This window comes from Arthrobacter sp. zg-Y1110, assembly GCF_025244865.1.
Lineage (GTDB): Bacteria > Actinomycetota > Actinomycetes > Actinomycetales > Micrococcaceae > Arthrobacter_B.
On sequence record NZ_CP104272.1, the window covers coordinates 2,915,203 to 2,939,020 of the forward strand.

Below are 23,818 nucleotides of genomic sequence, written 5' to 3' on the forward strand. Positions count from 1 at the left end.
CCGTTCCGCCGGGATACAGCCCTCGCTAGCTCAACTCCGCGATCACCGGCGGCATGGCCTCGAGCAGTTCCCGTGCCAGGAAGCTGAGCGGTCCCCGCGAGGCGGAGAGCCGGTCCCCGCTCACCGCGTGCAGATAGGTGCCCCAGCACGCTGCCTGTTCCGGCGTCGCACCGCGGGCCAGGAACCCTCCCACCGCACCGGCAAGGACATCCCCGGACCCGGAAGTACCCAGGCCCGAGTTCCCGGCCGGCACTTCCCAGCTCCTTCCGTCAGGCGCGGTAATGACGTTGTGCGCGCTGACCACCGCGGAGTATTTCCGTGCCACCTCCAGCGAGGCTTTCGGCAGGTCCAGAGAGTCTTCGTCGGCATCCTCGTCCTCGAGGAGACGCAGGATTTCTGCACCGTTCGGGGTCAGGACCAGCCTGCCGGCCAGGGTGTCGTAAAGTTCCGGCAGCCCGGGCAGCACTCCCAGGGCAAAGGCGTCCAGTACCACCTGCGTCTTTTTCCCGAGCAGAGGAACCACTGACTGCAGGAGCGCTGCGGCCTGCTCGGCGTCGTCCAGGCCGGGACCGATTACCACTGCCGACGCCGTCGAAAGATCGGATTCGAGCACCTTGCCTGCCGCAGCGCCGTCAATCCCGCCGTCTTCCTCCGGCAGTCCCACCACCCCGGATTCGGGGATGGCCACGGCGACGGCGATCGCTGCCGATTCCGCCAACCCCATGGTCAGGCGGCCTGCGCCGACCCGCAGCCCGGCAAGCCCGGTCAGCATCACCGCTCCCGGAGTGCTCCGGGCTCCGCCGACCACCAGCACGGTGCCGCGGTCCTCCTTGCCGGAGGCCTCGGTGGAAAGCCGCCAGCCGCGCAGCAGCGCGGGGGTAACAAGCTCAGCGGGGGTGGATGTCATCAGTTTCTCCTGCATGTTCGGTTACCGGTGCTCCACTGTCCTGCAGGTGGAGCACGCTGTTGAAGGTGTGCAGCTTCCAGGGCCCGGTGCCGGCGGGGCGCACCAGCCGGGTCACTGAGCCGTTCCGCACGCTGTTGGCGGCGGCGGTGTCCAGCAGTTCCTGCTCGCTCATCCGTTCCAAAACGTAGCGGATCAGCAGGATCACGGCGTCGTGGCAGACCACTGCCACACGCTTGCCGTCTTCCTCGTCGTCAAGGTCCCGGAACACCGAACGCAGCCGCAGCGCGACGTCGGCCCAGGACTCGCCGCCCGGCGGACGGTAGGCGAATTTCCCCAGCCAGGACCGTCGTTCGGCTTCCTCGGGATAGCGCGCTGCGACGCCGGCGGAGGTCAGCAGGTCCAGGATCCCCAGTTCCCGGTCCCGCAGGCGCTCGTCAATCCGCATGACGCCGGTGAGGCCGGCCAGCCCCGCCAGTTCCGCTGTCTGCCGGGCCCGCAGGTAGGGCGAACACCAGACGGACTCGGGCAGCTCATCGGCGGGAAGCCCGGCAATCCAGCGGCCAAGCGCTGCAGCCTGCTCCTCGCCGTCGGAGCTGAGCGGGACGTCGGGGTCCCGCCAGGGAAGGTCAATACGTTCGGCGCCCTCGCGGCCGGCGCGGGTAGCGGCCACGTTGCCGGCGGATTCACCGTGACGGACCAGAATCAGTTCAGTTGCACCCATGCTCCGACTCTACCCGCCGGTATCCGGAGGCCAAGGGTCAGGAGGCACCGGAGCGAGTGTCCACCCTGCCGCCGTTGCGCACCGTGAACGTCAGCAGCAGGGCGACGGCGGCAAAAGCCGCAAGCAGCATCAGGCCCACGAAATAGCTGCGGTTCGCCGGGTCATAGGTTGCCCCCATAACCAGCGGCGGGAAGTAGCCGCCTAGCCCGCCGGCGGCGGCAATAATCCCGCCGACGGTACCCACATCCTGCGCCGGAGCGGCACGGCCCACCCAGGCGAACACTCCGCCGGTGCCCAGCCCCAGGAACAAGGCCATCAGGATGAACGCCGTACCGTAGACCTCCTCTTCCTCCGGGCGGAGGGCAACGATAACGGCCAGGACCGCCGTGCCGGCAAAGGAAACGAGCGTGACCAGCTTCGGCCCCACCTTGTCCGCGATGGTGCCGCCGATCGGCCGGGCGATGACGGCGGCCACGGCGAAGCCTGCGGTCCGGGTTCCTGCCGCGGTCGCGTCGTAATCGTAGACATTGCCCAGATAGGTGGGCAGGTAGTTGGAGAACGCCACAAACGCACCGAACACCACGCCGTACAGGAAGCACAGCTGCCAGGTGACGCGCAGGGTGAAGGCGTGGGTGATCTTCGGCAGCACCGGTTCCGTGGGTCGTGACCATGCCGGGGATTCACGCAGGATCAGCCAGCTCAGCACCGCCATGGCCGCGACGACGACGGCGATGGTGATGTGGGTGCCCATGTAGCCGACGGCGGCCACCAGCCGCGGGGTGAAGAACGCCGACACGGCCGTCCCCACCATGCCGGCCCCGAACACGCCGGTCGCGAAGCCCTTCCGGCTGCGTTCGTACCAGGCGGAGCAGAAGGGGATGCCGATCGCGAAGACGGTCCCGGCAATGCCGAGGAAGAACGCGATGACCACCAGGAACGGGAAGTTTCCCTGCTGGCCGACGATTCCGGTGAGCAGCACCAGCGGCGCCGTCACTCCCAGGATCACGGTGAACATAACGCGCCCGCCGTATCGGTCCGTCAGGGCGCCGACGGGGATCCGGGCCACCGAGCCGACCAGGATGGGCATGGCCACAAGGACTGAGGTTTGTCCGGCCCCCAGGTCCATGTCTGCGGCGTAGCGGCTGGAGAGCGGCCCGATGATCGTCCAGGCCCAGAACCCCACCGTGGAGGCAATGGTTGCCACGATGAGGTTCCGCAGCTGGCCGGACCGGAGGTCTGCGCCTGCGGCCGGAGGAGAAGATGCTGTGGACATGGGCTGCCTGCCTTCCGCCAGATGAACTCGGTTCTAAGGTGTGCCCGGGCGGTCCCGATCGGGGGTCCCCACGGGGTCCCAGCCGCCGCGCGGCGTCCTCGCACCGGGAACCGGCCGCCGGCCCCGCGAACGGTAGACGATGTAGGGCCGGAACAGATAGTGCACGGGCGCGGTAAACGCGTGGACCAGGCGGGTGAAGGGCCAGAGGGCAAAGAGCACCAGCCCGAAGACCGTATGGATCTTGAAGGACATGGAGGCAGCCGTCATTCCCGTGATGTCGGGCTGCAGGATGAAGATGGAGCGGAACCACGGCGCCACGGTGTCCCGGTAGTTGACGATGTTCGTGTCGAAAACGGAAAAGACCGTGGTCGCCAATCCGGTCAGGATCGCCGCCAGCAGGAAGATGTACATCCCCTTGTCATTGCGGGTGGTGGCCATGAATACCGGGCCGGTGGTCCGGCGTCGGTAAATCAACAGGACTATCCCCACCAGCGTGGCTATGCCGGCCAGGACGCCCACGCTCAGGGCGAAGAAATGGTAGGTGTCCTCGTTGAGTCCGATCGCGTCCATCCAGGTTTTCGGAATCACCAATCCGACGAAATGCCCCACGATCACCGCCAGGATCCCGAAGTGGAAGAGCGGGGAAGCAATCCGCAGCAGCCTGGATTCGTAGAGCTGGGATGACCGGGTGGTCCAGCCGAACTGGTCATACCGGTACCGCCAGATGGAACCGAGCACCAGGATGGCCAGCACCAGATACGGCAGCACGCCCCAAAGCATGACGTCGTCCACGCCCACCTGCACGTTCTCCGGCGGCGGCACGTCCAGCGGTGGAGGTACGGCAGTCATGGGTGGCTCCTTTCGCTCACCGGCAGCAGCCGCGAGCTGTACGGTTCCAGACCCACGGTTTCGGTGGGCGGACCGTAGCCCGCCGTACGCATCACGGCGGCCTGGGTCTCGGGGGACGCACCGGGAAGGGTGGAGCAGACCAGGGTCAGGACGCCTTCGTAGGGCAGGTCGTCGTCCCGCAGGGCCAGCCGGAGCAGTTCCACTGACGGACGGTAGCGCTGCAGCAGTTCGTACCCGTCCTCCGGAGAAACCTTGGCGGCGAATTCCAGCACCAGGGGCAGGTAGTCCGGCAGCTCGGTGCCTTCCGGCAGCACGCCGTGGGAGCGGTAGATCTCCTTGAAGGCGGCGAGCGCCTCGCCCCGGCGGCGGGTATCCCCGTCGGTCCAGTAGGTCAGGTGCAGGCTGTGCCGCTTGGACAGGTCGAATTCCTGCACATAGGCGGCCTGCACCTCCGGCAGCGGCCGGGACGACAGCCAGGCGAAGAGAGGTTCCAGCTCCCCTGCCGGCGCCCCGGCTTCAGCCAGGGCCGCGCGGATTCCCGGGATCAGTTCCACCAGCTGCTCGTTGGGGTATTCGAGCAGCAGGGCAGCCGCCTGCCGGATCACCCGGCTGCGGCCGGGCCGGGCATCGGCGTAGGGCTCGGGCTCAAGGGTGCCCTTCCCGGGTTTGCCGAGCAGTTTCTCCAGCAGGCTCATGGCTGCGGCCCGCCCCGGTCAGCCCTGCCTTGATCCGAGCCAGGCCCATCGCCCTCTGCCTGGTCGTATCCGGCACCCATGCCCTCGCCGGCACCCTCATCGGGTGCGCGCCGGTTGTTGTTGGCTGGGAACAGCCCCTGCGGCGAGCCCCGCCCGTCCCAGTTGAGCAGGTTCACCCGCCCGCCCAGGTTGCCGTTGCCCGTCGGGTCCTCCCCGCGCTGGCGGGCCTGCAGGGCTTCGAAGTTCTCCACAGCCACGGGCATCGGCCGCCCGGAAGCCTCACCGAAGACCCCTGTCTGTCCCATCCCGGGGCCGCCCTCCACATCCAGGGAGCAGCCAATCTCTTCCAGGTTGTGGGCGTCCTCCGCGTGCGCTGCGGGAATCACGTACCGCTCCTCATATTTCGCAATGGCCATCAGCCGGTACATCGCGACAATCTGCTCGCCGGTCATGCCGACGTCGGCCGCGATCCTCTCGTCAGGCTCATCACCCAGGGTGATGTTCCGCATGTAGGCGCGCATGGCGGCAAGCTTCCGCAGCACTGCGGTGACCAGGTCCGTGTCCCCGGCCGTGAAGAGTTCGGCGAGGTATTCCACCGGAATCCGCAGGGCCTCAATGGCGCCGAAGAGATTCTCCGCCGCCTCGCCGTCGTGCCCCTGCTCCTTCAGCACGTCCACGATCGGGGACAGCGGCGGCACGTACCAGACCATCGGCATCGTGCGGTATTCCGGGTGCAGCGGCAGCGCCACCCGCATTTCCTTGGCCAGGGCGTAGACCGGCGAGCGCCGGGCGGCGTCCAGCCAGTCCTCCGGGATGCCTTCGGCCCGGGCACCGGCAATGACCTCCGGGTCATTGGGATCCATCATCAGGTCCAGCTGCGCCTCGTAGAGGTCCTGCTCGTTGGGCACGGACGCGGCTTCGGTGACCCGATCGGCGTCGTACAGGAAAATCCCGATGTACCGCAGCCGGCCCACACACGTTTCGGCGCAGACCGTGGGGATGCCCACCTCGATGCGCGGATAGCAGAACGTGCACTTCTCCGCCTTGCCCGAGCGGTGGTTGAAGTACATCTTCTTGTACGGGCAGCCGGTGATGCACTGCCGCCAGCCCCGGCAGCGGTCCTGGTCCACCAGCACAATGCCGTCCTCTTCACGCTTGTAGATCGCACCGCTTGGGCAGGAGGCCATGCAGGAGGGATTCAGGCAGTGCTCGCAGATCCTCGGCAGATAGAACATGAAGGTGGAATCGAATTCCAGCTTCACCTTCTCCTCCGCGTCCCGGCGCATTTTCTCGAGCACCGGGTCCTGGCCGCCGGTCCGCTCGGATCCGCCCAGGTCATCGTCCCAGTTGGCCGACCAGGTGATTTTCATGTCCTGGCCGGTGATCAGGGACTTGGGTTTGGCCACCGGAAAGTCGTTGCCGGCCGGCGCGTTGATCAGGTTTTCGTAGTCGTAGGTCCAGGGCTCGTAGTAGTCGTTCAGCTCCGGCTGGACCGGACTGGCAAAGATGCCGAAGAGCTTGGCGAGCCTCCCGCCGGCTTTGAGCTTCAGCCTGCCGCGGTTGTTCAGCTCCCAGCCGCCCTTCCACCGCTCCTGGTCTTCGTACCGGCGCGGATACCCCTGCCCGGGCCGGGTCTCCACGTTGTTGAACCACACGTACTCGGTGCCGGCCCGATTGGTCCAGGCCTGTTTGCAGGTCACCGAACAGGTGTGGCAGCCGATGCACTTGTCCAGCGCCATCACCATTGCTGTCTGCGCCATGATCCGCATCAGTACTGCACCTCCTGGGAACGTTTGCGCACCACGGAGACAATGTCCCGTTGGTTGCCGGTGGGGCCGAGATAGTTGAAGGCCCAGGACAGCTGGGCATACCCGCCGATCATGTGGGTGGGTTTGACCAGGATCCGGGTCACGGAGTTGTGGATGCCGCCGCGCCGGCCGGTGGCTTCGGACTTGGGCACGTCGATGATGCGTTCCTGCGCGTGGTAGACGTAAATCACTCCGGCCGGCATCCGGCTGCTGACAATCGCCCGGCCCACCAGCACCCCGGAGTTGGACACGCATTCCACCCACTCGTTGTCCGACACCTCGATCAGCGCGGCGTCCTGCGGGCTCATCCATACCGAGGTTCCGCCGCGGGACAGCGAGAGCATCAGCAGGTTGTCCTGGTATTCGGAGTGGATGGACCACTTGTTGTGCGGGGTCAGGTAGCGCACTGCCACGGAGAGCTCCCCGCGGGTGCCCAGCTGCGGTTCCCCGAACAGGCGGTGCATGTCCAGCGGCGGCCGGTAGATCGGCAGGGCCTCGCCCATGTCCAGCATCCAGTCATGGTCGAGGAAGAAATGCATCCGCCCGGTGAGCGTGTGGAAGGGTTTGAGCCGTTCGATGTTGATCGTGAACGGTGCGTAGCGCCGGCCCCCGGTCTCGGAGCCGGACCACTCCGGGGAGGTCAGCACCGGCGTCGGCCGGTCCTGGGTGTCGCGGAAGGTGATCTGCCGGTCCTCGGCGCCCTCGGCTAGATCCACGAGCGGCGTTCCGGTCCGTTTCTCCAGGGTCCGGAAACCCTGCACGGCCAGTTCCCCGTTGGTGGTGCCGGAAAGCAGCAGGATCGCCTCGGCCATGCGGGCGTCGGTGTCCACCGCCGGGCGGCCCGCCGCCGCGCCCCGGTCAAAGACCCCGTGCTTGCGGGCCAGCTGTTCCAAGGGCCGCGTCACGTCGTACTTGACGTATTTGGTGGTGAATCCCAGTTTGTCCGCCAGCGGTCCGACGGCGGCGAACTTCTCGGCGATGGCCGTATAGTCCCGCTCCACCACGGCAAGGGAGGGCAGGTTCTTTCCCGGGACCGCCGGGATGTCGGTGCCCTTCCAGTCCGGGGCGTGCCCGCCGGGCTGCGCGATCTCCCCGGGCGTGTCATGCGTGAGCGCCGTGGCTACGAGGTCCCTGCGTACCCCGAGGTGCTTCGCGGCCTGCCGGGAGAACTCCTCGGAGAGCAGGCGGAACAGGTCGTAATCCGTCTTCGCTTCCCACGGCGGCGGGATCGCGGGGGTAAACGCGTGCACATAGGGGTGCATGTCTGTGGAGGAAAGGTCGTATTTCTCGTACCAGGTGGCAGCGGGAAACACGACGTCGGACAGCAGCGTGGAGCTCGTCATCCGGAAGTCGGCGGAGACGAGCAGATCGAGTTTGCCCTGCGGTGCGTCTTCCCGCCAGACGACGTCGCGTGGCCGGGACTCGTTGTGATCCTCGCCCATCACGTTGTTCAGCGTGCCGAGCAGGTGTTTCTGGAAATATTCTTCCCCCTTGGCGGAGGAGCCCAGCAGGTTCGACCGCCACAGGATCAGCGTCCGCGGCCAGTTTTCCGGGGCGTCAACGTCCTCCACGGCGAACCGCAGCCGCCCGTCCTTGAGTTGCTGCGCCACCCACCCCGGCTCGTCGGGTGCCTCGCCGCGGGCCACCCCTGCTGCCGCCTCGTCGGCGACATCGAGGGAGTTCTTTGCATCGAACTGCGGGAAGAAAGGCATCCAGCCCATCCGGGTGGACTTCGCGATGACGTCGGCGGTGTGCAGCCCGCGCAGGTGTCCGGCGGCCAGGGGCGACTGCATCGAATCGGAGGAGTAGCCGTCGGAGCGGAACTGGTCGGTATGCATGTACCAGAATGCGGTGCCGATCATAAAGCGCGGCGGCCGGTTCCAGTCCCCGGCTGAGGCCATGGCCGCCCAGCCGGTAATCGGCCGGCATTTTTCCTGGCCCACGTAGTGCGCCCAGCCCCCTCCGTTGCGGCCCTGGCAGCCGCAGAGCATCAGCATCGCCAGGATCGCCCGGTAGGTCACGTCCCCGTGGTACCACTGGCAGATGCCGGCGCCGAGGATGATCATGGACCGGCCGTTCGATTTCTCCGCGTTGGCGGCGAAGTCCCGGGCCGTGCGGATCACGGCGTCGGGAGTCACATTGGTGATCTCCTGCTGCCACGCCGGAGTGTAGGGGGTGCCGGCGTCGTCGTACCCGGCCGCCCAATCCCCCGGCAGGCCGTTCCGCCCGAGCCCGTACTGGGCGAGCATCAGATCGAACACGGTGGTGACGGTTTTCCCTGCCACGGTGGTCACCGGCACGCCGCGGCGCAGGACGGAGCCCGTGCCGCCGGGGTCCGTAAAGGCGGGCAGGTCCACCCGGCTGGTCCCCTGCCGGACGGTAGCGGCATCCGCGATGGACAGTGCCGGCACCACGCCCTGCAGGTCCAGGTTCCATTTGCCGGCGTCGGCCTCGTTGTACCGGAAGCCCACCGATCCGTTGGGCACTACGGGTGTGCCGGCCTCGCGGTCCAGCAGGACCGTCTTGAACGCGGAGTCGGAGGCCTTGGCTTCGCGGCGTCCCAGGTCCGCGGCGGTGAGGAACTTCCCGGGCACCACGGTGCCGTCGTCCCGCTCCTCGAGCGTGACGAGGAACGGCAGGTCGGTGTACTGCAGCACATAGCCCTCGAAGAACGGCACGCGCCGGTCCACGAAGTTTTCCTTGAGGATGACGTGTCCCATGGCCATGGCGAGCGCGCCGTCGGAGCCGGCGGCGGCAGGCAGCCATTCGTCCGCGAACTTCGTGTTGTCCGCATAGTCGGGGCTGACGGAGACCACCTTGGTCCCGCGGTAGCGCCCTTCCACCATCCAGTGCGCATCCGGGGTGCGGGTCACCGGGATGTTGGACCCCCACATCATCAGGTAGGTGGCATCCCACCAGTCTCCGGATTCGGGGACGTCCGTCTGGTCGCCGAACACCTGCGGGCTGGCCACGGGAAGGTCCGCGTACCAGTCGTAGAAGCTGTTCATCACCCCGCCGATGAGGTTGATGAACCGGGCTCCGGCCGCGTGCGACACCATGGACATGGCCGGAATCGGCGAGAAGCCCGTGCAGCGGTCCGGGCCGTAGTTCTTGATCGTGGAGATATGTGCTGCGGCCGTCATCTCCAGGGCTTCGGCCCAGCTGGAACGCACCAGCCCGCCCTTGCCGCGGGCCTGCTGGTACTTCCGGCGGCGCTGCGGGTCGCGGACGATCTCTTCCCAGGCCAGCACCGGGTCTCCGGTACGCTGTCTGGCTTCCCGGTACATTTCCAGCAGCACCCCGCGGATATAGGGGAACCGGACCCTGGTGGGGGAATAGGTGTACCAGGAAAAGGCTGCTCCGCGGGGACAGCCGCGGGGCTCATACTCCGGCCGGTCCGGTCCCACCGAGGGATAGTCGGTTTCCTGCGCCTCCCAGGTGATGATCCCGTCCTTGACGTACACCTTCCACGAACAGGAGCCCGTGCAGTTCACGCCGTGGGTGGAGCGCACCACCTTGTCGTGGCTCCACCGGTTCCGGTAGAAGGCGTCTCCTTCACGGCCGCCTTCCCGGAACACGGCGCGTCCGTCACCCGTTTCATCCCACCGGGTGAAGAACCTGCCGAGAGAGAGCATTGCATCGGAAGCGGGGCCATCGATCCCCGAAACGGAGCCAGCCATACCTACAAGCTTGGGGCAGTGCGCCCGAACCCGACAGTGGTAAGCGGAGAACTGACCCCGGACCCGGGCACTCCGGTGCCCGGGCGGGTGCTTCGCCGAACAGGAGCCCGCCGTCCGGAGGTTTTGCCCACGGGCGATAAACTCGGTTTGTGAGCACAGAACTTCCAGTACAGGTGTCCGATATCTTCGACCCGCAGCAGTGGCGTCTTGTTTCCGGGTTCGAGGACCTGCAGGACATGACGTACCACCGTCAGGTGGAGCGCGACGCCGACGGTGCAGTCGTGCGTGACCTGCCGACCGTGCGTATCGCGTTCAACCGGCCGGAGGTCCGCAATGCCTTCCGCCCGGGCACCGTGGACGAGCTGTACCGGGCCATGGACCACGCCCGGATGACGCCGGACGTCGCCACCGTCCTGCTCACCGGCAACGGCCCCTCCCCCAAGGACGGCGGCCACTCCTTCTGCTCCGGCGGGGACCAGCGGATCCGCGGCCGCGACGGGTACCGGTACGCCGAGGGAGAGACGAAGGAAACCATCGACCCGGCACGCGCCGGCCGGCTGCACATCCTGGAAGTGCAGCGCCTGATGCGCACCATGCCCAAGGTGGTCATCGCCGTTGTGAACGGCTGGGCAGCCGGCGGCGGCCACAGCCTGCACGTGGTCTCGGACCTGACCATCGCCTCGCGCCAGCACGGCAAGTTCAAGCAGACCGACGCGACCGTGGGCAGCTTCGACGCCGGTTACGGCTCGGCGCTCCTGGCCCGGCAGATCGGCCAGAAAAAGGCCCGCGAGATCTTCTTCCTGGCCCGGGAATACTCCGCCGAGGAGATGGTGGCCATGGGTGCCGTCAACGAAGCCGTGGACCACAAGGACCTGGAAAAGGTCGCCCTGGAATACGCCGCAGACATTGCCCGGCAGTCGCCGCAGGCCATCCGGATGCTCAAGTTCGCCTTCAACCTGGCCGACGACGGCCTGGCCGGGCAGCAGGTCTTTGCCGGCGAGGCGACGCGGCTGGCCTACATGACGGACGAGGCGGTGGAGGGCAAGGAAGCATTCCTGGCCAAACGCGACCCGGACTGGTCCTCATTCCCCTACTACTTCTAGGACCCCCTTGGAACTGCTCCCAGTCCTGATTACCCCCGGCTTCGACGCCGGCATGCTGCTCTCCCCGCTTGCCGATGCCCTGGCCGGGGAAGGCCCCGCGGTGGCACCGCACACCGACCCGGACCAGACGTTCGAGGGTGAACTGCCCAATGACGACATAGCCCTGGTGGTCAGCACCTCCGGCTCCACCGGCACCCCGAAGCAGACCATGCTCAGCACGGACGCGCTGGCCGCGTCCTCGATGGCCACCGCCATGGCCCTGAAGTCGGACGGGCAGTGGCTGGCGGCCCTGCCGGTCAACTACATTGCCGGAATCCAGGTCCTGGTCCGCTCCCTGTACGCCGGGACGCAGCCGGTCTTTATGGACCTTTCCGTGCCGTTCAGCGCCGAGGTGTTCACCCGTGCCGCCGAGGACATGACGGACCGCAACCGCTTCACCTCGCTGGTGCCCACCCAGCTTCACCGCCTGCTGCAGGATCCGGCGCCGGAAACCCTGCGCGTGCTGCGCCGGTTCAACGCCATCCTGCTCGGCGGCGCACCGGCCGGCGCTCCCCTGCTGGAAAAGGCCCGCGGCTACGGGCTGAACGTCGTGACCACCTACGGGATGAGCGAAACCTGCGGCGGGTGCGTTTACGACGGCGTTCCGCTGCCCGGCGTCGACGTCATCCGGTGGGAGGGGCGCCTCTGGATTGCCGGTGACGTCCTTTCGGACGGTTACATGGGCCGGCCGGACCTGACCGAGGACCGTTTCCGGTTTAACTCCGGACGCCGCTGGTTCCGCACGGATGACACCGGCACAGTGGACGACGCCGGCAGGGTCACCGTCTCCGGCCGGCTGGACGACGTCATTGTCAGCGGCGGGATCAAGGTCTCCGCGCAGGCCGTGGCCGAGGTAGTGGAGACGGTTGCCGGGGTCGAGCAGGCGTTTGTGCTGGGCCTGGACGACGCCGAATGGGGCTCCCGGGTGGGCGCCGCCGTCGTGGGCAGCGTGGACCCCGAACTGATCCGCGACGCCGTCCGCTCCCGGCTGGGCGCCGCTGCCGTCCCGAAGGTGGTCCTGCTGCTGGAATCCCTGCCCTTGCTCCCCAACGGCAAGGCGGACCGCATGACGCTGCTGCGGCTGCTGGCCGCCGCGCGGCACTGACCCGTCTTTTACGCACCTGTCTCAACTCAAGAACTAAGGAAAAACACCGTGGCTACAGCCGCCCAATGGTTAGAAGGCGCCCGTCCCAGGACGCTGCCGATGGCAATCGCGCCGGTCATTATCGGATCCGCCGCCGCGTACGACCTCGGCGGTTTCTCACCCGTCCGCGCCGTCCTGGCCGCCCTGATTGCCGTACTGCTGCAGGTGGGCGTGAACTACGCGAACGATTATTCGGACGGCATCCGCGGCACGGATGACAACCGGGTGGGGCCGCTGCGGCTGACCGGCTCCCGGCTGGCATCCCCGAAGCAGGTCAAGTACGCGGCGTTCGGCTGCTTCGCCGCCGCAATGCTGGCGGGCGTGGCCCTCGTGGTCCTGGCCGGCACCCCGTACCTGATCCTCGTGGGAATCGGCTGCGTTGCCGCTGCCTGGGGCTACACCGGCGGGAAGAACCCCTACGGCTACCGGGGGCTGGGCGACATCTTCGTCTTTGTGTTCTTCGGACTGGTGGCCACGCTGGGAACCACCTACACGCAGGCACTGGAAATCAACACAGCCTCGGTGCTGGGCGCCATCGGTACCGGCCTGATCGCCATGGCCCTGCTGATGGCCAACAACGTCCGCGACATCCCCACGGACCGGGTGGCCGGCAAGCGGACCCTCGCCGTGCGGCTGGGCGACGGCGCTGCACGGATCAGCTACGTGATGATGCTGGCCCTGGCGCTGCTGCTGCCGCTCTTCATCGCGGGCAGCTACCCGTGGATACTGCTGGTGCTGCTGCTCATTCCGGCGTGCATCCTGCCCTGCGGGCTGATGCTCACGGGTAAAAAGGGTTCCAGCCTGATCCCGGTCCTGAAGCACACCGGCCTGATCAACCTCGGCTTCAGCGTGCTCTACGGCGCCGGACTCGTCCTCACGCGGCTGCTGGCCTAGGTTTACCGCGTCGCCGCGGCAGGCTAGGCGTCGCGGCAGGCTAGGCGTCGCGGCGGCGGTCGTTGTCGATCTGGACGTCCGGGTTCTCGGCGACCAAGGTGTCCTCTGCCGCGGAATCATCCAGTTCGCCGCGGTTGCGCTTGGGTGCACGTTCCTCGGTGAAGCGCCGCTGTACCGTACGGGCCGCTTCGTCCCGCATATCACGGGCAAAAAGATAGGTGACGCACCACGCCAGCACGGCGGCGGCAAGCGCCGAAAGCACGATGCCGAGTTGCAGCAGCATGCAGATCACGAAGAAGACGGCCACCAAACCCAGGCGGAGAGCAGTAAATTTCCAGAAAGCCACGCCTTCATTCTAGGCGCTCGGCGTCCTCAGCGTTCCTTCCGTCCACCCGACGCCACGGACCGTGCCCTCCACTACAATGTCCGTATGCCCCGTCTTGTCTTGTTCGGCGTCATCATCGTCGCTGCCGTGATCATTTACGCCGCCATTGACTGCCTCATGTCCCGGGCAAACGAGGTGCGCAGCATCTCCAAGGTGTCCTGGATGTTCACCATCGTCCTGATTCCGGTCCTGGGCGCAGTGCTCTGGTTCCTGTTCGGCCGGCCCTCCGCAGGGCCCGGGCCGCGCGAGCCGCGGCGCCCCTCGGCGCCCGACGACGATCCGGAGTTCCTGCGCAACCTCGAGGTCCGGCGCCGCCAGGCACAGAAGGAAGCCGAGCTGCGGGCCCGGGAGGCCCAGCTGCGGGCCAAGGAAGAAGGCAGGGATAAACAGAACGACGACGGCAAGCCCGGCGCCTGAGGTCCCTGCAGCACTTCACAGACATAAGCTGATCACCGCATAAAAAAGACCCGTTCCGGATGTCCCGGAACGGGTCTTTCAGTGTCTGTGGGGCCGGGCGGCCAGCCCCTGTGGAGCTAGACCCCGGTTGAGTTAGACGCCGGAGTAGCTGTGCAGGCCGGAGAAGAACATGTTGACGATCGTGAAGTTGAAGACCACGCAGAGGTAGCCGACGATCGACAGCCAGGCGGAACGGGTCCCGGTCCAGCCGCGGGTGGCACGGGCGTGCAGGTAGCCTGCGTAGACCACCCAGATAACGAAGGTCCAGACTTCCTTGGTGTCCCAGCCCCAGTACCGGCCCCACGCCTGTTCGGCCCAGATGGCGCCGGCCATGAGGGTGAAGGTCCACAGGACGAAGGCCACTGCGTTGATGCGGTAGGACAGGTTCTCCAGGCTCTGCGCGGAAGGCACGATGCGCATGAACGGCAGCCGTTCCTTGCGTCCGGCGCGGATCCGGGTTTCCCGGTCAGCCTGCAGGAGCTGCAGGACGGACATGGCGAACGTCAACGTGAACAGTGCCGACGCAATCACGGCAACCGAAACGTGGATGATCAGCCAGTAGCTCTGCAGCGCCGGAACCAGGTGTGCCACCGGCGTCGGGAACCCGATGGTGGCGGCCATCATCATAACAAGCACCAGGCCCACCACCACGGTGCCGAGGAAGCGCAGGTCACGGCGGGTCAGCACCAGCAGGAACACCACGGCTACCACCAGGGCGCCCGTAGTGCAGAACTCGTACATGTTGCCCCAGGGGACGCGGTGCGCCGCCATACCGCGGGTTACGACGCCGGCCGCGTGGATGGCTGCCGCCAGCACGGTCAGGGCCACGCCTACCCGGGCTGCGTTGCGCCGCGGACCGGTGTAGCCCATGGCGCTGTCAGCGGTCTGTGCCTCGCGGCTGCCGTCGGCGTCCCAGTCCCGGGCGGAGCCGTTGCCGGCACCGGCGCCGGCGCCGGCGGGAACGGTTTCACGCACGGAGGTCTTCTGTTCCAGCCGGCTTTCCACCGATCGGATGGTTTTACTGCTCTTGGCAAGGTCCCACGTGAACGCCAGGAAGGCGATCGTGTAGGCAAATGCCGCCAGCAGCATAAAGAGCTCGCTGTAGCTGGCGAGGGTGTAATCAATGGAGGGCATTACTGGTCCTTACCTGATTCTTCTGTGGCGGTGCTATCTGCCGATGCGTGTGCGGAGACGGTGGCCCGTCCAACATTTTGTCCTTCTGCGTCCTGCCCTGCCAACCACTTCTCAGCGAACAGTCCGCGGAGTGCAGCTGCTTCACTGGTCAGGCGGGGATCTTCGCCCCGGGCCAGCAACCCGTATTCAACCATTACCCGTCCGTCGGGATGCTGGCCGGCCCGCACCCAGACCCGCCGGCGTGCCAGGAACAGCGAGGCAGCCAGACCGGACAGGGAGAGCACGGCAAACACGAGGACTCCGGTCTTTCCCGGATCGTAGTGGATGTCCAGGGCTGCGTACCGTTTGAGGCCGTCGAAGGTGATGGATCCCTTGCCGTCGGGGAGTTCATACGTCTCGTTGGCGCCCAGCACAATGCCGCCGGCGTCGAGGTCGCGGTTGTTCAGCGGCGTCAGGTCTTCGGTTTCCAGCACGTAGACGTTGGAAGGCACTCCTTCGTCCAGCCCCAGGTCCCCGTAGTAGGAGTTGAGGTTCAGCTGGGGATTGATCGGATCCGGGTCGCCGGAGTAGCTGACTCCGGCTTCGTCGATCATGGCGGTCGGCAGGAAGAACCCGACGAAGCCGAGCTGGTCCGGCTTGGCATCCGGAGCCTTGACCACGGCCAGGGAGGTGTACATGGCATCGGTGGGCACGGCCACCACCGGGCCTTCCAGCGCCACGTTGCCCTCGCCGTCGCGCACCGTCACCATCGGGGCGTAGCCGTTGCCCACCAGGTACACCCGGGTGCCGCCCAGCGTCAGGGGCGAGTTGACCTTCAGGACCTGTTCCTCGGCCTCGGCCTCGGGGTCTTCCTTCACCGTCACGTTCGCCGTGAAGTCCAGGGGCTGTCCGTAGTGGGTCTCGGATTCGCGGTCGAATTCGATCTCGAAGTCGTCCAGCGTCAGGGAATAGGGGCTCAGCTGGTCTTCGGTGAAGTTGGAGCCGGGCGTGAAGGTGTCATAGCTGACCAGGGTGTTAACGAAGGACTCGCCCTCCACCACGATCTTCTGTCCGCTGTAGCCGAACAACCCGCCCAAAGCCACGCAGGCCAGGACGCCGATCAGGCTGGTGTGGAACACCAGGTTGCCCAGTTCCTTGGCGAAGCCGCGCTCGGCGCCGACGGAAGGACGTTCGCCGTCCTCGTCCCGGATGTCCACGCGGTAACCGCGGCGGCGCAGGATCTTCGCGGCGTCGCGCACGGCATCCGCCGGTGTCAGTGACAGCTGCGCCGGAACCGTGAGCGTGCCGTACTCGGGCATCCGGGAAAGACGGCTCGGCGTGCGCGGAGGCTTGGAGCGCATGGCCTTGAAGTGGGCCTTGGCCCGGGGAATCACGCAGCCGATCAGCGAGATGAACAGCAGGAGGTAGATCGCCGAGAACCAGACGGAGGAGTACACGTCGAAAAGCTGGAAGCGGTCCAGCCAGGGCCCGGTTTCGGGATTGTCCTTGATGTACTGCGTGACTACCGAAGGATCGGCGGGGCGCTGCGGAAACAGTGATCCCGGCACGGCGGCGACGGCGAGCAGCAGCAGCAGGAACAGCGCCGTCTTCATGCTGGTCAGCTGGTTCCAGGCCCAGCGCAGCGTGCCAAGCAGGCCCAGTGCGGGCAGCGCAACGTCGTCCCGGCGTCCCTTGGCGGGGCGGGGGTTGGACGGGCGGGGCGTTGTTGCTTTGTCTGTCACGTCATCCGGTCCGGGGGTCAAGGTGTTCTCATTGGTCGTCTGTTCTTCACTGGGTTTCGGCATCAGATCGGCAGGGTCACGTTACCCAACCAACCTTGGAGCTGGTTGATCCACTGGTTCCAGACTCCGCTGACCATCAGCAGGCCCAGGGCAATCAGCATGCCGCCCCCGAAACGCTGCAGGGCCAGCCGGTGCCGGCGGAAGATGCCAAGGGCGCCCATGCCGCGGCGGAACCCGACGGCGATGAGCAGGAAGGGCAGCCCCAGTCCGAGGCAGTACACGAAGGTCAGCAGGGCTCCCTTTGCGGCGCTGGCGTCGCTGCCGGAGAAGGAAAGCAACTGGACTGCCGAAAGCGTGGGGCCGATGCACGGTGCCCAGCCCAGCCCGAAGGTGATGCCGAGCACCGGAGCTCCCCAGAGCCCGGCCGGCGGCTTGGCTTCGATCTTGCGGTCCCGCTGGAACCAGCTCATGCCGCCCATAAACACGATGCCCAGCAGGATCACGACGAGGCCCAGGACCTGCGAAATCCAGGCCTGTTCGGAGCCTTTCAACCACGCACCCAGCTGTCCGATTCCGGCGCCCAGGGCCACGAAGACCACGGAGAAGCCGAGCACGAACAATCCGATGCCGGCGAACATCCGTCCCCGCCGCTGCTTTTGCAGGTCGACGCCGGTCAACCCGGTGACATAGCCGAGGTAGCCCGGAACCAGGGGCAGCACACAGGGGGAAAGGAAGGATACGAGGCCGGCGAGGGCAGCCACGGGGATAGCCAGCAGTACGGACCCGTTCAGGACGGTGTCTGCAAAGGTATTGGCGGTGGACTCGGTCACCGGGGCCACGACGGCAGTAAGGAAGGACACTGTCCCTACGCTGCCAGCGAGTCGCTGATCAGGGCCTTCAAGGTGCCCTTGTCTGCCAGTCCGAGGATGCGGGCAGCCACGCGGCCCTGCCGGTCCAGCACCAGCGTGGTGGGTACGGCCGACGGCGGAACGAACTTGGTCATGGCCAGCAGTACGCCGCCGTCCTTGTCCCGGAAGCTGGGGTACGGAATATTGAAGTTCCGTTCGAACGCTTCCGCGGTGGCCTTCTCGTCCCGGATGTTCACGCCGTAGAAGCGGGCACCGGCACCGGCGAACTCATCGTGCAGCTCCACCAGGTCCGGGGCTTCCTTCCGGCACGGGGCGCAGGCCGCGTACCAGAAGTTGAGTACGACGACGTCGCCCGCCCAGTCAGCGGAGGTCACCTCGGTGCCGTCGAACAGGGAACCGGAGAACTGCACCGCTTCTCCGCGCTCGGCTGCGTCGTATTCAGTGACGGAGCCGTCGCCGGCAATGTAGTTCTTGTTGTCTCCAGCGTTGGCCTGTTCGGCCAGGGGGTCATCCGTGGAGCAGCCGGTGGCAGCTGCGGCAAAGGGGACGGCGAGGGCCAGCCCGGCACCGAGCCGAAGGAAGGAACGTCGCCCAAGGGCTTCCGGCTCAGCAGGGCGTGTGCGGTTCTTCAAGGATTTCCAGCTTTCATCGCGGCAGGGAGGAGCCACTTCTACAACGCGTAGTAATTCTATTATGCTCCCGGAACATTTGCTGCACCGGGAAGGAGGTCCGCGCTGGGCTCGGCGTAGCGCACGCCGGTGAGTACGGCGCCGTCGAACTCCAGGGTGGTGACGGACGTCAGGGTGCACTCGCGCTGGCGGGGGTCATGCCAGAGCTTCCGGCCCTCGGCTGCGAGCCGGGTGACCCAGATGGGCAGCTGGTGGCTGACCAAAACGGCTTCGGCATCATCTCCGCCAAGTTCCACGGCGCGCATCCGTGCATCATCAACGGCGGACATCACACGGGCAACCTGCTTGGCGTACGGCTCCCCCCAGGAGGGACGCATGGGATTGCGCAGGAGCGGCCAGTACCGCGGATTGCGCAGCTGGCTCTTGATGCGGGACATGCCCTCAAAGCGGTTTTCCGCCTCTATGATCCGCTCGTCCGTGGCGATTTCCAGGTTCAGTCCGGCCGCCAACGGGGCGGCGGTCTCCTGGGCCCGGGTCAGCGGCGAAGCAACCAGGTAGACCAGGTTGGCCCCCTTGCTGCGCTCTTCGATGAAGTGTTCCGCCACCCGGTCCGCCATCTGGCGGCCGAGGTCGGACAAATGGAACTCCGGAAGGCGTCCGTAAAGGACCTTGTCCGGATTGAAGACTTCACCGTGGCGCACGAGGTGTATGGATGAGCGGGACATGTGTCCCAGTTTCGCAGAGTTGGAGCCGTCAGCTAAATCTTCGAAATCGACGGACCCATTTCACTTGAACCTTTAACCAAACCGTGCAACACTGTATGCAAATGCATGAAAGTGCCGTCGGGGCCTCCCGGCAGCACCGCTACCAGAAGGAGCTCTCCATGATCCCCAGCGGCCTCACCACCGGAACCTGGAATTTCGACGCCTCCCATAGCGAAGTGGGCTTCACTGTCCGTCACGCCGGCATCAGCAAGGTCCGCGGCAACTTCGACAAGGTCGAGGCTACCCTCGTGGTCGGCGAGACCCTGGCTGACACCGTGGTCACTGCCGTGATTGCCGCTGACTCCTTCAACTCCAACGACGCCAATCGTGACGCCCACGTCAAGAGCGCGGACTTCTTCGACGTCGAGCAGTTCCCGGAGCTGACGTTCACTGCGACCGGAATTGAAGGCGCCGGTTCCACCTACAAGATCACAGGCGACCTGACGATCAAGGGCATCACCCACTCCGTCGTCATGGACACGGAGTTCAACGGTGTGGCCGTGGATCCCTTCGGCGCCACCCGCTCCGGCTTCTCCGCCAGCACGGTTATCAGCCGCAAGGATTTTGACCTGACCTGGAACGCGGCACTGGAAACCGGCGGCGTCCTGGTGGGCGACAAGGTCACCATCAACGTTGACGCAGCCTTCGTAGCAGCCTAGCCCCCCATTCCCCCCCCCCCACAGGGCGGCCCCGGACCCATTGGTCCGGGGCCGTTTTTTTGGGGCTGTTTTCCGGGACTGTCCTCGGGGCTGTACTCCGGGGCCGTCTTTCCGGGACTGTTTTCGGGGACCATCTTTCCGGGACCCCTGACCGTCCCGGACCCACCGCGATACGCTGGATGTTTGGCTGCGGGGGCGCCCCGGCCACGCCGACGGCACCTTCGTCCAGCCGCTTCGAGACACCAACCAGCAAGCAGGCGGACATGAGCACACCAGAGAACACTCCCGAGCCAGGGCGCGAGCCCAACCACCCGACCAATCCTGACGGCACAACCAGCCCCGAGGGTGCAGGCGGCGCTGCGAATCCCGATGGATTTACTGTTCCCGGAACCGGTCCCGGATCCCGTCCGGAGCCGCAGTACGGTCAGTATGCTCCAGGCGGCCCCTACGACAAGTCCGTCCCCTCCGGCTACCCCCAGCCCTCCGGCTACGCCCAGCCCTACTCCTATGCACCGCCGGTAAAACCGGCTAAGGGACCTGCCCCGCGCGAGGTCATCATCGGATCGTGGTTGATCCTTGCTGCCGGCGTGCTGAGCCTCATCAACAACGTCATCACCTCCTTCAGCCTGCCGTCGATCATGACTTCCCAGGAGCAGGAGGCGTTCGCCGAAACCGGTTTGGACGAAGAAGGCGTGAGCTCCTTCCTCATTTCCTTTGGCATCGTCGTGGCCCTGATCGGCTTTGCAATCTACGTGCTGATCGCGTTCTTTGTACGGAGGGGAAAAAACTGGGCCCGCATTCTGGGCACCGTGTTTGCCGCCTTCTCCTTAATCGGCATCTTCACCATGCTGGGCGCTTACTTCACCTCACCACTAAGCCTGATTTCGCTGGCCTCCAGCCTGCTGGGAATTGCCGGGATCGTGATGCTGTATCTGCGGCCGTCCACCCCGTACTTCCGCAAGGCTCCGCTGTACCCCTACTGAGTTCGCACAGTCCCGTCGGTTTCGGCGGGACTTCTCCCTTGCCGGATCGGGTTTCGCAGTGGAGGGGTCACACGCCGACCGTGCCCGCGTAGCGTTGTGTTCTCTTCCGGCGGCGAGTTGCTACGCAACGGCCCCGGAGTTCCGCCGTGAAGGGGAGGACCATGGCAGCTCTGCTTCCTAACCCGCAGCAACAAAAAACCCGTATTCCCCTGCGCAACCGGGCAGCCGATTCTCCGGAGTATGCAGGGCCCAACATCTTCATCCCGGAAGTACCGCTCCATCCCCCGACGGTATCCGGGGGCTCCCCGGCAGGCCCCGGCAGCGGATCCGGGAAACGGGAGGAACCTACCTCCCCTGAACCCGGCTCACCCTCAGGGATCGGGGAGAACGGCAGCGGCCACGCCCTCTACGTCTGGCTCCGGGCAGGGTTCCAGGGCGTCATCGCCTGGATTGGCAGCGGCCTTCATGGCACCTTTACGTGGTTGGGTGCAGGACTGCGGGGTATATCTGCCTGGCTTCGCGTCGGGGCGGGAGGAACCGCCGCCTGGCTCCGCACCGGGGTGCAGGGAACTTACTCCTGGCTCCGCAGCTTGGCACGCAGCGCATCCAATCATGTCCAAGCCGCGGCGCATGCCACCTCCAATCAAGCCCGGGCGGGAGCCCGGGCTACTTCTGCCGGCGTCCATACAGGGGTTGTCCGGGTCCGCGCCGGAGCACACGCCGTTTCGCTGCGGGTTCAAGCCGGGGCCCAGGCAACTTCTGCCGGAGTCCATGCCGGGGCGCATGCAACATCCATTCAGGTTCAAGCCGGCGCCCATGCCACCAGCGCTGCGGTCCAGTCCGGGGCCAACCGAGTTGGCGCCGGAGCCCGTGCCGCCTCGGCATGGCTCCAAGCCGCGGCCCATGCCGTCTGGAACTGGATACTTTCCGCTGCACACGCCGCATCGGCGGCGATTCAATCCGCGGTGCACTCGACTGTCGCCGGGGCGCGCGCTGCCGCCCATGCGGTGTCGGTGGCGGCCCGCGCCACGGCCCACGCCGTTTCGATGGCCGCCCGCACCACGGCCCACGCCGTTTCGATGGCCGCCCGCACCACGGCCCACGCCGTTTCGATGGCCGCCCGCACCACGGCCCACGCCGTTGCCGTCGCAGTCCGCACCATCGGAAATGCCATCTCCGTTGCCGCCCGGACAACAGCGCACGCCACAGCCGTAGGCGCCCGCGCCGTCGCCGACGCCGTTTCGACGGCCGCCCGCACCACAGCACACGCCACGGCCGTAGGCGCACGAACCACAGCACACGTCACGGCCGTAGGCGCCCGCACAACAGGGCACGCCACAGCCGTCGGTGCCCGCGCCGTCGCACACGCCGCCTCGGTGGTAGCCCACACCGTTGCACATGCCATAGCCGTTGCAGCCCGCACCACAGCGCACGCCACAGCCGTCGGTGCCCGCGCCGTCGCACACGCCACCTCGGTGGTAGCCCGCACCGTTGCACATGCCATAGCCGTTGCAGCCCGCACCACAGCGCACGCGATAGCCGTGGTGGTGCGGGCCGTACAGCGCCACCTGCCGGCGAACACCGGCAACCCGGTTCCTGCCATTGCCGCCGCATTCGCGCTGATTTCAGGTGCCGGCCTGCTCAATCTGTGGGGCACCATTACAACCGTTTCGCGGATGCCCATACCGGATTCGCTGCCGCCCGCCATTGCCCTCCTCGAGCGGTACGGAGTGACCGGCACCCACTATGCCAGGACGCAGGCGGCGGTAGAGCTCGCCTATGCCCTGGTGATCCTGGGATCCGCCCTCCTGCTTGCGGTTGCCGTTCGGGACCGGCACCGCTGGGCGCGGATAGCCACCGCGGTCCTTGCGGGCACGGCACTGTTCTACGCGACGAACGCAGGAACCGGCACCCAGTCTCTCGCGGCAGCCCTGGGCGTCGCAGGAGCCGTGATCACCTTCACCAAGGGAGCAGCTCCGTGGTTCCGCCCGCGGGTACTCTCGGCTGAGCCGTTCGCGCCGCAACGGCACCAAACAAAGCCGCACCAACACCTAGGAGGCCAGGCGGAACCCCTGCCGTCGGAACCGGTCCTAGCGCGCCAGGCGGGCCCGGGCGGCGATCTGCGAAACCTGTGAACGCTGTGCGTGGTAGGCAAGGATCTGCAGTTCGGTCGCCATGTCCACTTTGCGGATCTGGACATCTTCGGGCGCCTGCAGCACTACGGGAGCAAAGCTGAGGATGCTGGTAATGCCGGACTCCACGAGGCGGTCGCATAGATCCTGGGCAACCTCGGCGGGCACCGAAAGCACCGCCATGTTCGCCTCCGTCTTCGCGAGCACTGCTTCAAGCGAGTCCACCGGGCTGATCCTTAGCCAGCCCACCTCCTGGCCGATAACCATCGGGTCGGCGTCGAACAGTGCCACAACCTCGAAGCCCCTTGAGCCGAACCCGGGATAGCCTGCCAAGGCACGGCCGAGGTTGCCGGCTCCTACTATGGCTACCCGCCAATTCAATGTCAGGCCAAGCGCGGCGGAAATCTGTCCGCTGAGATACGGGACGTCATATCCAACGCCGCGGGTCCCGTAGGACCCCAGATAGGACAGGTCCTTGCGCAGCTTGGGCGAGTTAACTCCGGCCGCTTCGGCCAGCTCTTCAGAGGACACACGTTCTATCCCGTCGGCGAGCATGACGGACAGCGCCCTCAAGTAGATAGTCAACCGCGCCAGCGACGCCGGCGGTATGTGCCGTCCTGCACCCGCACCGGCCGACGATGGTCGGGCCGCCTCGCCGCTGTTGGCCGTTCCGCCCTCCAGGGCGGATCGTTCCGACCGGACTTCCTCGGGTGTCATCACGCCCCCAGCAGACGCCGCAGCCGTGTTTCGTCGATTTTCCAGAAGTCCCGTTGGACGCCGTCGATGAACAACACCGGGATCTCCTCGCCGAAGCGGACGGCGAGTTCCGGGTCATCCTCGGCGCTGCGTTCCTGCCAGGGAATGCCAAGGTCCTCCCCCACGCGCCGGAGCACCAGGCGGGCGTCTTCGCACAAATGGCAGCCCGGTCGGGTAAGGAGGACGACTTCCGGTCCGACGGATTCACTCATATGTC

General features: G+C 66.5%; 22 protein-coding genes. 7 read left to right on the plus strand and 15 right to left on the minus strand.

Features of this window, described 5'->3' with window-relative positions:
- Positions 1–25: 25 nt before the first annotated feature.
- The 7 genes from N2K99_RS13630 to N2K99_RS13660 are packed head-to-tail and all read right to left on the minus strand — an operon-like array spanning position 26 to position 9,933.
- Positions 26–907, minus strand: a complete 882-nt coding sequence (locus tag N2K99_RS13630) for an NAD(P)H-hydrate dehydratase (RefSeq protein ID WP_227919031.1) — start codon at positions 905–907, stop codon at positions 26–28.
- Positions 888–1,628 (minus strand): histidine phosphatase family protein, encoded by a 741-nt coding sequence (locus tag N2K99_RS13635; RefSeq protein ID WP_227932971.1) that lies wholly within the window; start codon positions 1,626–1,628, stop codon positions 888–890. Before N2K99_RS13635 ends, N2K99_RS13630 begins: the two co-directional genes overlap by 20 nt.
- A gap of 37 nt (positions 1,629–1,665) precedes the next feature.
- On the minus strand, positions 1,666–2,901 hold the full coding sequence (locus tag N2K99_RS13640; protein ID WP_227932970.1) for an MFS transporter: 1,236 nt from the start codon (positions 2,899–2,901) through the stop codon (positions 1,666–1,668).
- A 33-nt stretch (positions 2,902–2,934) separates the two neighbouring features.
- Positions 2,935–3,750 carry a respiratory nitrate reductase subunit gamma gene (gene narI, locus N2K99_RS13645; protein ID WP_227932969.1) on the minus strand — a complete coding sequence of 272 codons (816 nt, stop codon included), beginning with the start codon at positions 3,748–3,750 and terminating at the stop codon, positions 2,935–2,937.
- The gene (narJ, locus tag N2K99_RS13650) at positions 3,747–4,445 is read right to left on the minus strand and encodes a nitrate reductase molybdenum cofactor assembly chaperone (RefSeq protein WP_227932968.1); all 699 of its coding nucleotides are present in this window, start codon (positions 4,443–4,445) and stop codon (positions 3,747–3,749) included. Before narJ ends, narI begins: the two co-directional genes overlap by 4 nt.
- Positions 4,442–6,214: a nitrate reductase subunit beta gene (gene narH / locus N2K99_RS13655; protein WP_227932967.1), complete on the minus strand. Its 1,773-nt coding sequence runs from the start codon at positions 6,212–6,214 to the stop codon at positions 4,442–4,444. The genes narJ and narH overlap by 4 nt, the downstream gene beginning before the upstream one ends.
- On the minus strand, positions 6,214–9,933 hold the full coding sequence (locus N2K99_RS13660; protein WP_227932966.1) for a nitrate reductase subunit alpha: 3,720 nt from the start codon (positions 9,931–9,933) through the stop codon (positions 6,214–6,216). Before N2K99_RS13660 ends, narH begins: the two co-directional genes overlap by 1 nt.
- Before the next feature lie 149 nt (positions 9,934–10,082).
- Between N2K99_RS13660 and N2K99_RS13665 the strand changes: the two genes are divergently transcribed.
- Genes N2K99_RS13665 through N2K99_RS13675 form a run of 3 tightly spaced genes read left to right on the plus strand, consistent with a single transcriptional unit; the run spans position 10,083 to position 13,113 of the window.
- Positions 10,083–11,036, plus strand: coding sequence for a 1,4-dihydroxy-2-naphthoyl-CoA synthase (locus tag N2K99_RS13665; RefSeq protein WP_227919047.1), 954 nt, complete (start codon positions 10,083–10,085; stop codon positions 11,034–11,036).
- A 7-nt stretch (positions 11,037–11,043) separates the two neighbouring features.
- A complete protein-coding gene (locus N2K99_RS13670; RefSeq protein WP_227919049.1) occupies positions 11,044–12,180 on the plus strand; it encodes an AMP-binding protein in 1,137 nt (378 codons plus the stop codon).
- A 48-nt stretch (positions 12,181–12,228) separates the two neighbouring features.
- Positions 12,229–13,113, plus strand: a complete 885-nt coding sequence (locus N2K99_RS13675) for a 1,4-dihydroxy-2-naphthoate polyprenyltransferase (RefSeq protein WP_227919052.1) — start codon at positions 12,229–12,231, stop codon at positions 13,111–13,113.
- Between the two features lie 40 nt (positions 13,114–13,153).
- On the opposite strand, the gene N2K99_RS13680 is transcribed toward N2K99_RS13675, so the two are convergent.
- Positions 13,154–13,459, minus strand: a complete 306-nt coding sequence (locus tag N2K99_RS13680; protein ID WP_227919054.1) for a DUF4229 domain-containing protein — start codon at positions 13,457–13,459, stop codon at positions 13,154–13,156.
- A gap of 84 nt (positions 13,460–13,543) precedes the next feature.
- On the opposite strand from N2K99_RS13680, the gene N2K99_RS13685 reads away from it, so the two are divergent.
- Positions 13,544–13,915, plus strand: a complete 372-nt coding sequence (locus N2K99_RS13685) for a PLD nuclease N-terminal domain-containing protein (RefSeq protein WP_227919056.1) — start codon at positions 13,544–13,546, stop codon at positions 13,913–13,915.
- A gap of 132 nt (positions 13,916–14,047) precedes the next feature.
- On the opposite strand, the gene ccsB is transcribed toward N2K99_RS13685, so the two are convergent.
- The 5 genes from ccsB to N2K99_RS13710 are packed head-to-tail and all read right to left on the minus strand — an operon-like array spanning position 14,048 to position 19,032.
- Positions 14,048–15,088, minus strand: a complete 1,041-nt coding sequence (ccsB, locus tag N2K99_RS13690; protein WP_227932965.1) for a c-type cytochrome biogenesis protein CcsB — start codon at positions 15,086–15,088, stop codon at positions 14,048–14,050.
- The gene (locus N2K99_RS13695; RefSeq protein WP_227932964.1) at positions 15,088–16,872 is read right to left on the minus strand and encodes a cytochrome c biogenesis protein ResB; all 1,785 of its coding nucleotides are present in this window, start codon (positions 16,870–16,872) and stop codon (positions 15,088–15,090) included. Before N2K99_RS13695 ends, ccsB begins: the two co-directional genes overlap by 1 nt.
- A complete protein-coding gene (locus tag N2K99_RS13700) occupies positions 16,872–17,669 on the minus strand; it encodes a cytochrome c biogenesis CcdA family protein (RefSeq protein WP_227919061.1) in 798 nt (265 codons plus the stop codon). Before N2K99_RS13700 ends, N2K99_RS13695 begins: the two co-directional genes overlap by 1 nt.
- Positions 17,670–17,674: 5 nt before the next feature.
- Complete coding sequence (locus tag N2K99_RS13705; protein WP_374200031.1) at positions 17,675–18,310, minus strand: TlpA family protein disulfide reductase; 636 nt, start codon at positions 18,308–18,310, stop codon at positions 17,675–17,677.
- 59 nt (positions 18,311–18,369) lie between these two features.
- Entirely contained in the window at positions 18,370–19,032 is a 663-nt protein-coding gene (locus N2K99_RS13710; RefSeq protein ID WP_227919063.1) for a histidine phosphatase family protein, read from the minus strand.
- 158 nt (positions 19,033–19,190) lie between these two features.
- On the opposite strand from N2K99_RS13710, the gene N2K99_RS13715 reads away from it, so the two are divergent.
- From N2K99_RS13715 to N2K99_RS13725, 3 genes are all read left to right on the plus strand, one after another.
- Positions 19,191–19,730, plus strand: coding sequence for a YceI family protein (locus N2K99_RS13715; protein ID WP_227920890.1), 540 nt, complete (start codon positions 19,191–19,193; stop codon positions 19,728–19,730).
- 263 nt (positions 19,731–19,993) lie between these two features.
- Positions 19,994–20,713 (plus strand): hypothetical protein, encoded by a 720-nt coding sequence (locus N2K99_RS13720; protein WP_227919065.1) that lies wholly within the window; start codon positions 19,994–19,996, stop codon positions 20,711–20,713.
- Between the two features lie 965 nt (positions 20,714–21,678).
- A complete protein-coding gene (locus N2K99_RS13725; protein ID WP_227932963.1) occupies positions 21,679–22,848 on the plus strand; it encodes a hypothetical protein in 1,170 nt (389 codons plus the stop codon).
- Here N2K99_RS13725 and N2K99_RS13730 read toward each other — a convergent pair.
- Positions 22,804–23,562, minus strand: coding sequence for a redox-sensing transcriptional repressor Rex (locus tag N2K99_RS13730; protein ID WP_227932962.1), 759 nt, complete (start codon positions 23,560–23,562; stop codon positions 22,804–22,806). The two genes, N2K99_RS13725 and N2K99_RS13730, sit on opposite strands and share 45 nt — an antisense overlap.
- The gene (locus N2K99_RS13735) at positions 23,562–23,813 is read right to left on the minus strand and encodes a glutaredoxin family protein (RefSeq protein WP_227919072.1); all 252 of its coding nucleotides are present in this window, start codon (positions 23,811–23,813) and stop codon (positions 23,562–23,564) included. Before N2K99_RS13735 ends, N2K99_RS13730 begins: the two co-directional genes overlap by 1 nt.
- Positions 23,814–23,818: the final 5 nt, after the last annotated feature.

Bases quoted from the DNA above. Each gene is read 5' to 3' on its own strand.
- N2K99_RS13630 (WP_227919031.1), bottom strand. From the start codon at position 907: ATGACATCCACCCCCGCTGAGCTTGTTACCCCCGCGCTGCTGCGCGGC.
- N2K99_RS13635 (WP_227932971.1), bottom strand. From the start codon at position 1,628: ATGGGTGCAACTGAACTGATTCTGGTCCGTCACGGTGAATCCGCCGGC.
- N2K99_RS13640 (WP_227932970.1), bottom strand. From the start codon at position 2,901: ATGTCCACAGCATCTTCTCCTCCGGCCGCAGGCGCAGACCTCCGGTCC.
- narI (WP_227932969.1), bottom strand. From the start codon at position 3,750: ATGACTGCCGTACCTCCACCGCTGGACGTGCCGCCGCCGGAGAACGTG.
- narJ (WP_227932968.1), bottom strand. From the start codon at position 4,445: ATGAGCCTGCTGGAGAAACTGCTCGGCAAACCCGGGAAGGGCACCCTT.
- narH (WP_227932967.1), bottom strand. From the start codon at position 6,214: ATGCGGATCATGGCGCAGACAGCAATGGTGATGGCGCTGGACAAGTGC.
- N2K99_RS13660 (WP_227932966.1), bottom strand. From the start codon at position 9,933: ATGGCTGGCTCCGTTTCGGGGATCGATGGCCCCGCTTCCGATGCAATG.
- N2K99_RS13685 (WP_227919056.1), top strand. From the start codon at position 13,544: ATGCCCCGTCTTGTCTTGTTCGGCGTCATCATCGTCGCTGCCGTGATC.
- ccsB (WP_227932965.1), bottom strand. From the start codon at position 15,088: ATGCCCTCCATTGATTACACCCTCGCCAGCTACAGCGAGCTCTTTATG.
- N2K99_RS13695 (WP_227932964.1), bottom strand. From the start codon at position 16,872: ATGCCGAAACCCAGTGAAGAACAGACGACCAATGAGAACACCTTGACC.
- N2K99_RS13710 (WP_227919063.1), bottom strand. From the start codon at position 19,032: ATGTCCCGCTCATCCATACACCTCGTGCGCCACGGTGAAGTCTTCAAT.
- N2K99_RS13715 (WP_227920890.1), top strand. From the start codon at position 19,191: ATGATCCCCAGCGGCCTCACCACCGGAACCTGGAATTTCGACGCCTCC.
- N2K99_RS13720 (WP_227919065.1), top strand. From the start codon at position 19,994: ATGAGCACACCAGAGAACACTCCCGAGCCAGGGCGCGAGCCCAACCAC.
- N2K99_RS13730 (WP_227932962.1), bottom strand. From the start codon at position 23,562: ATGACACCCGAGGAAGTCCGGTCGGAACGATCCGCCCTGGAGGGCGGA.
- N2K99_RS13735 (WP_227919072.1), bottom strand. From the start codon at position 23,813: ATGAGTGAATCCGTCGGACCGGAAGTCGTCCTCCTTACCCGACCGGGC.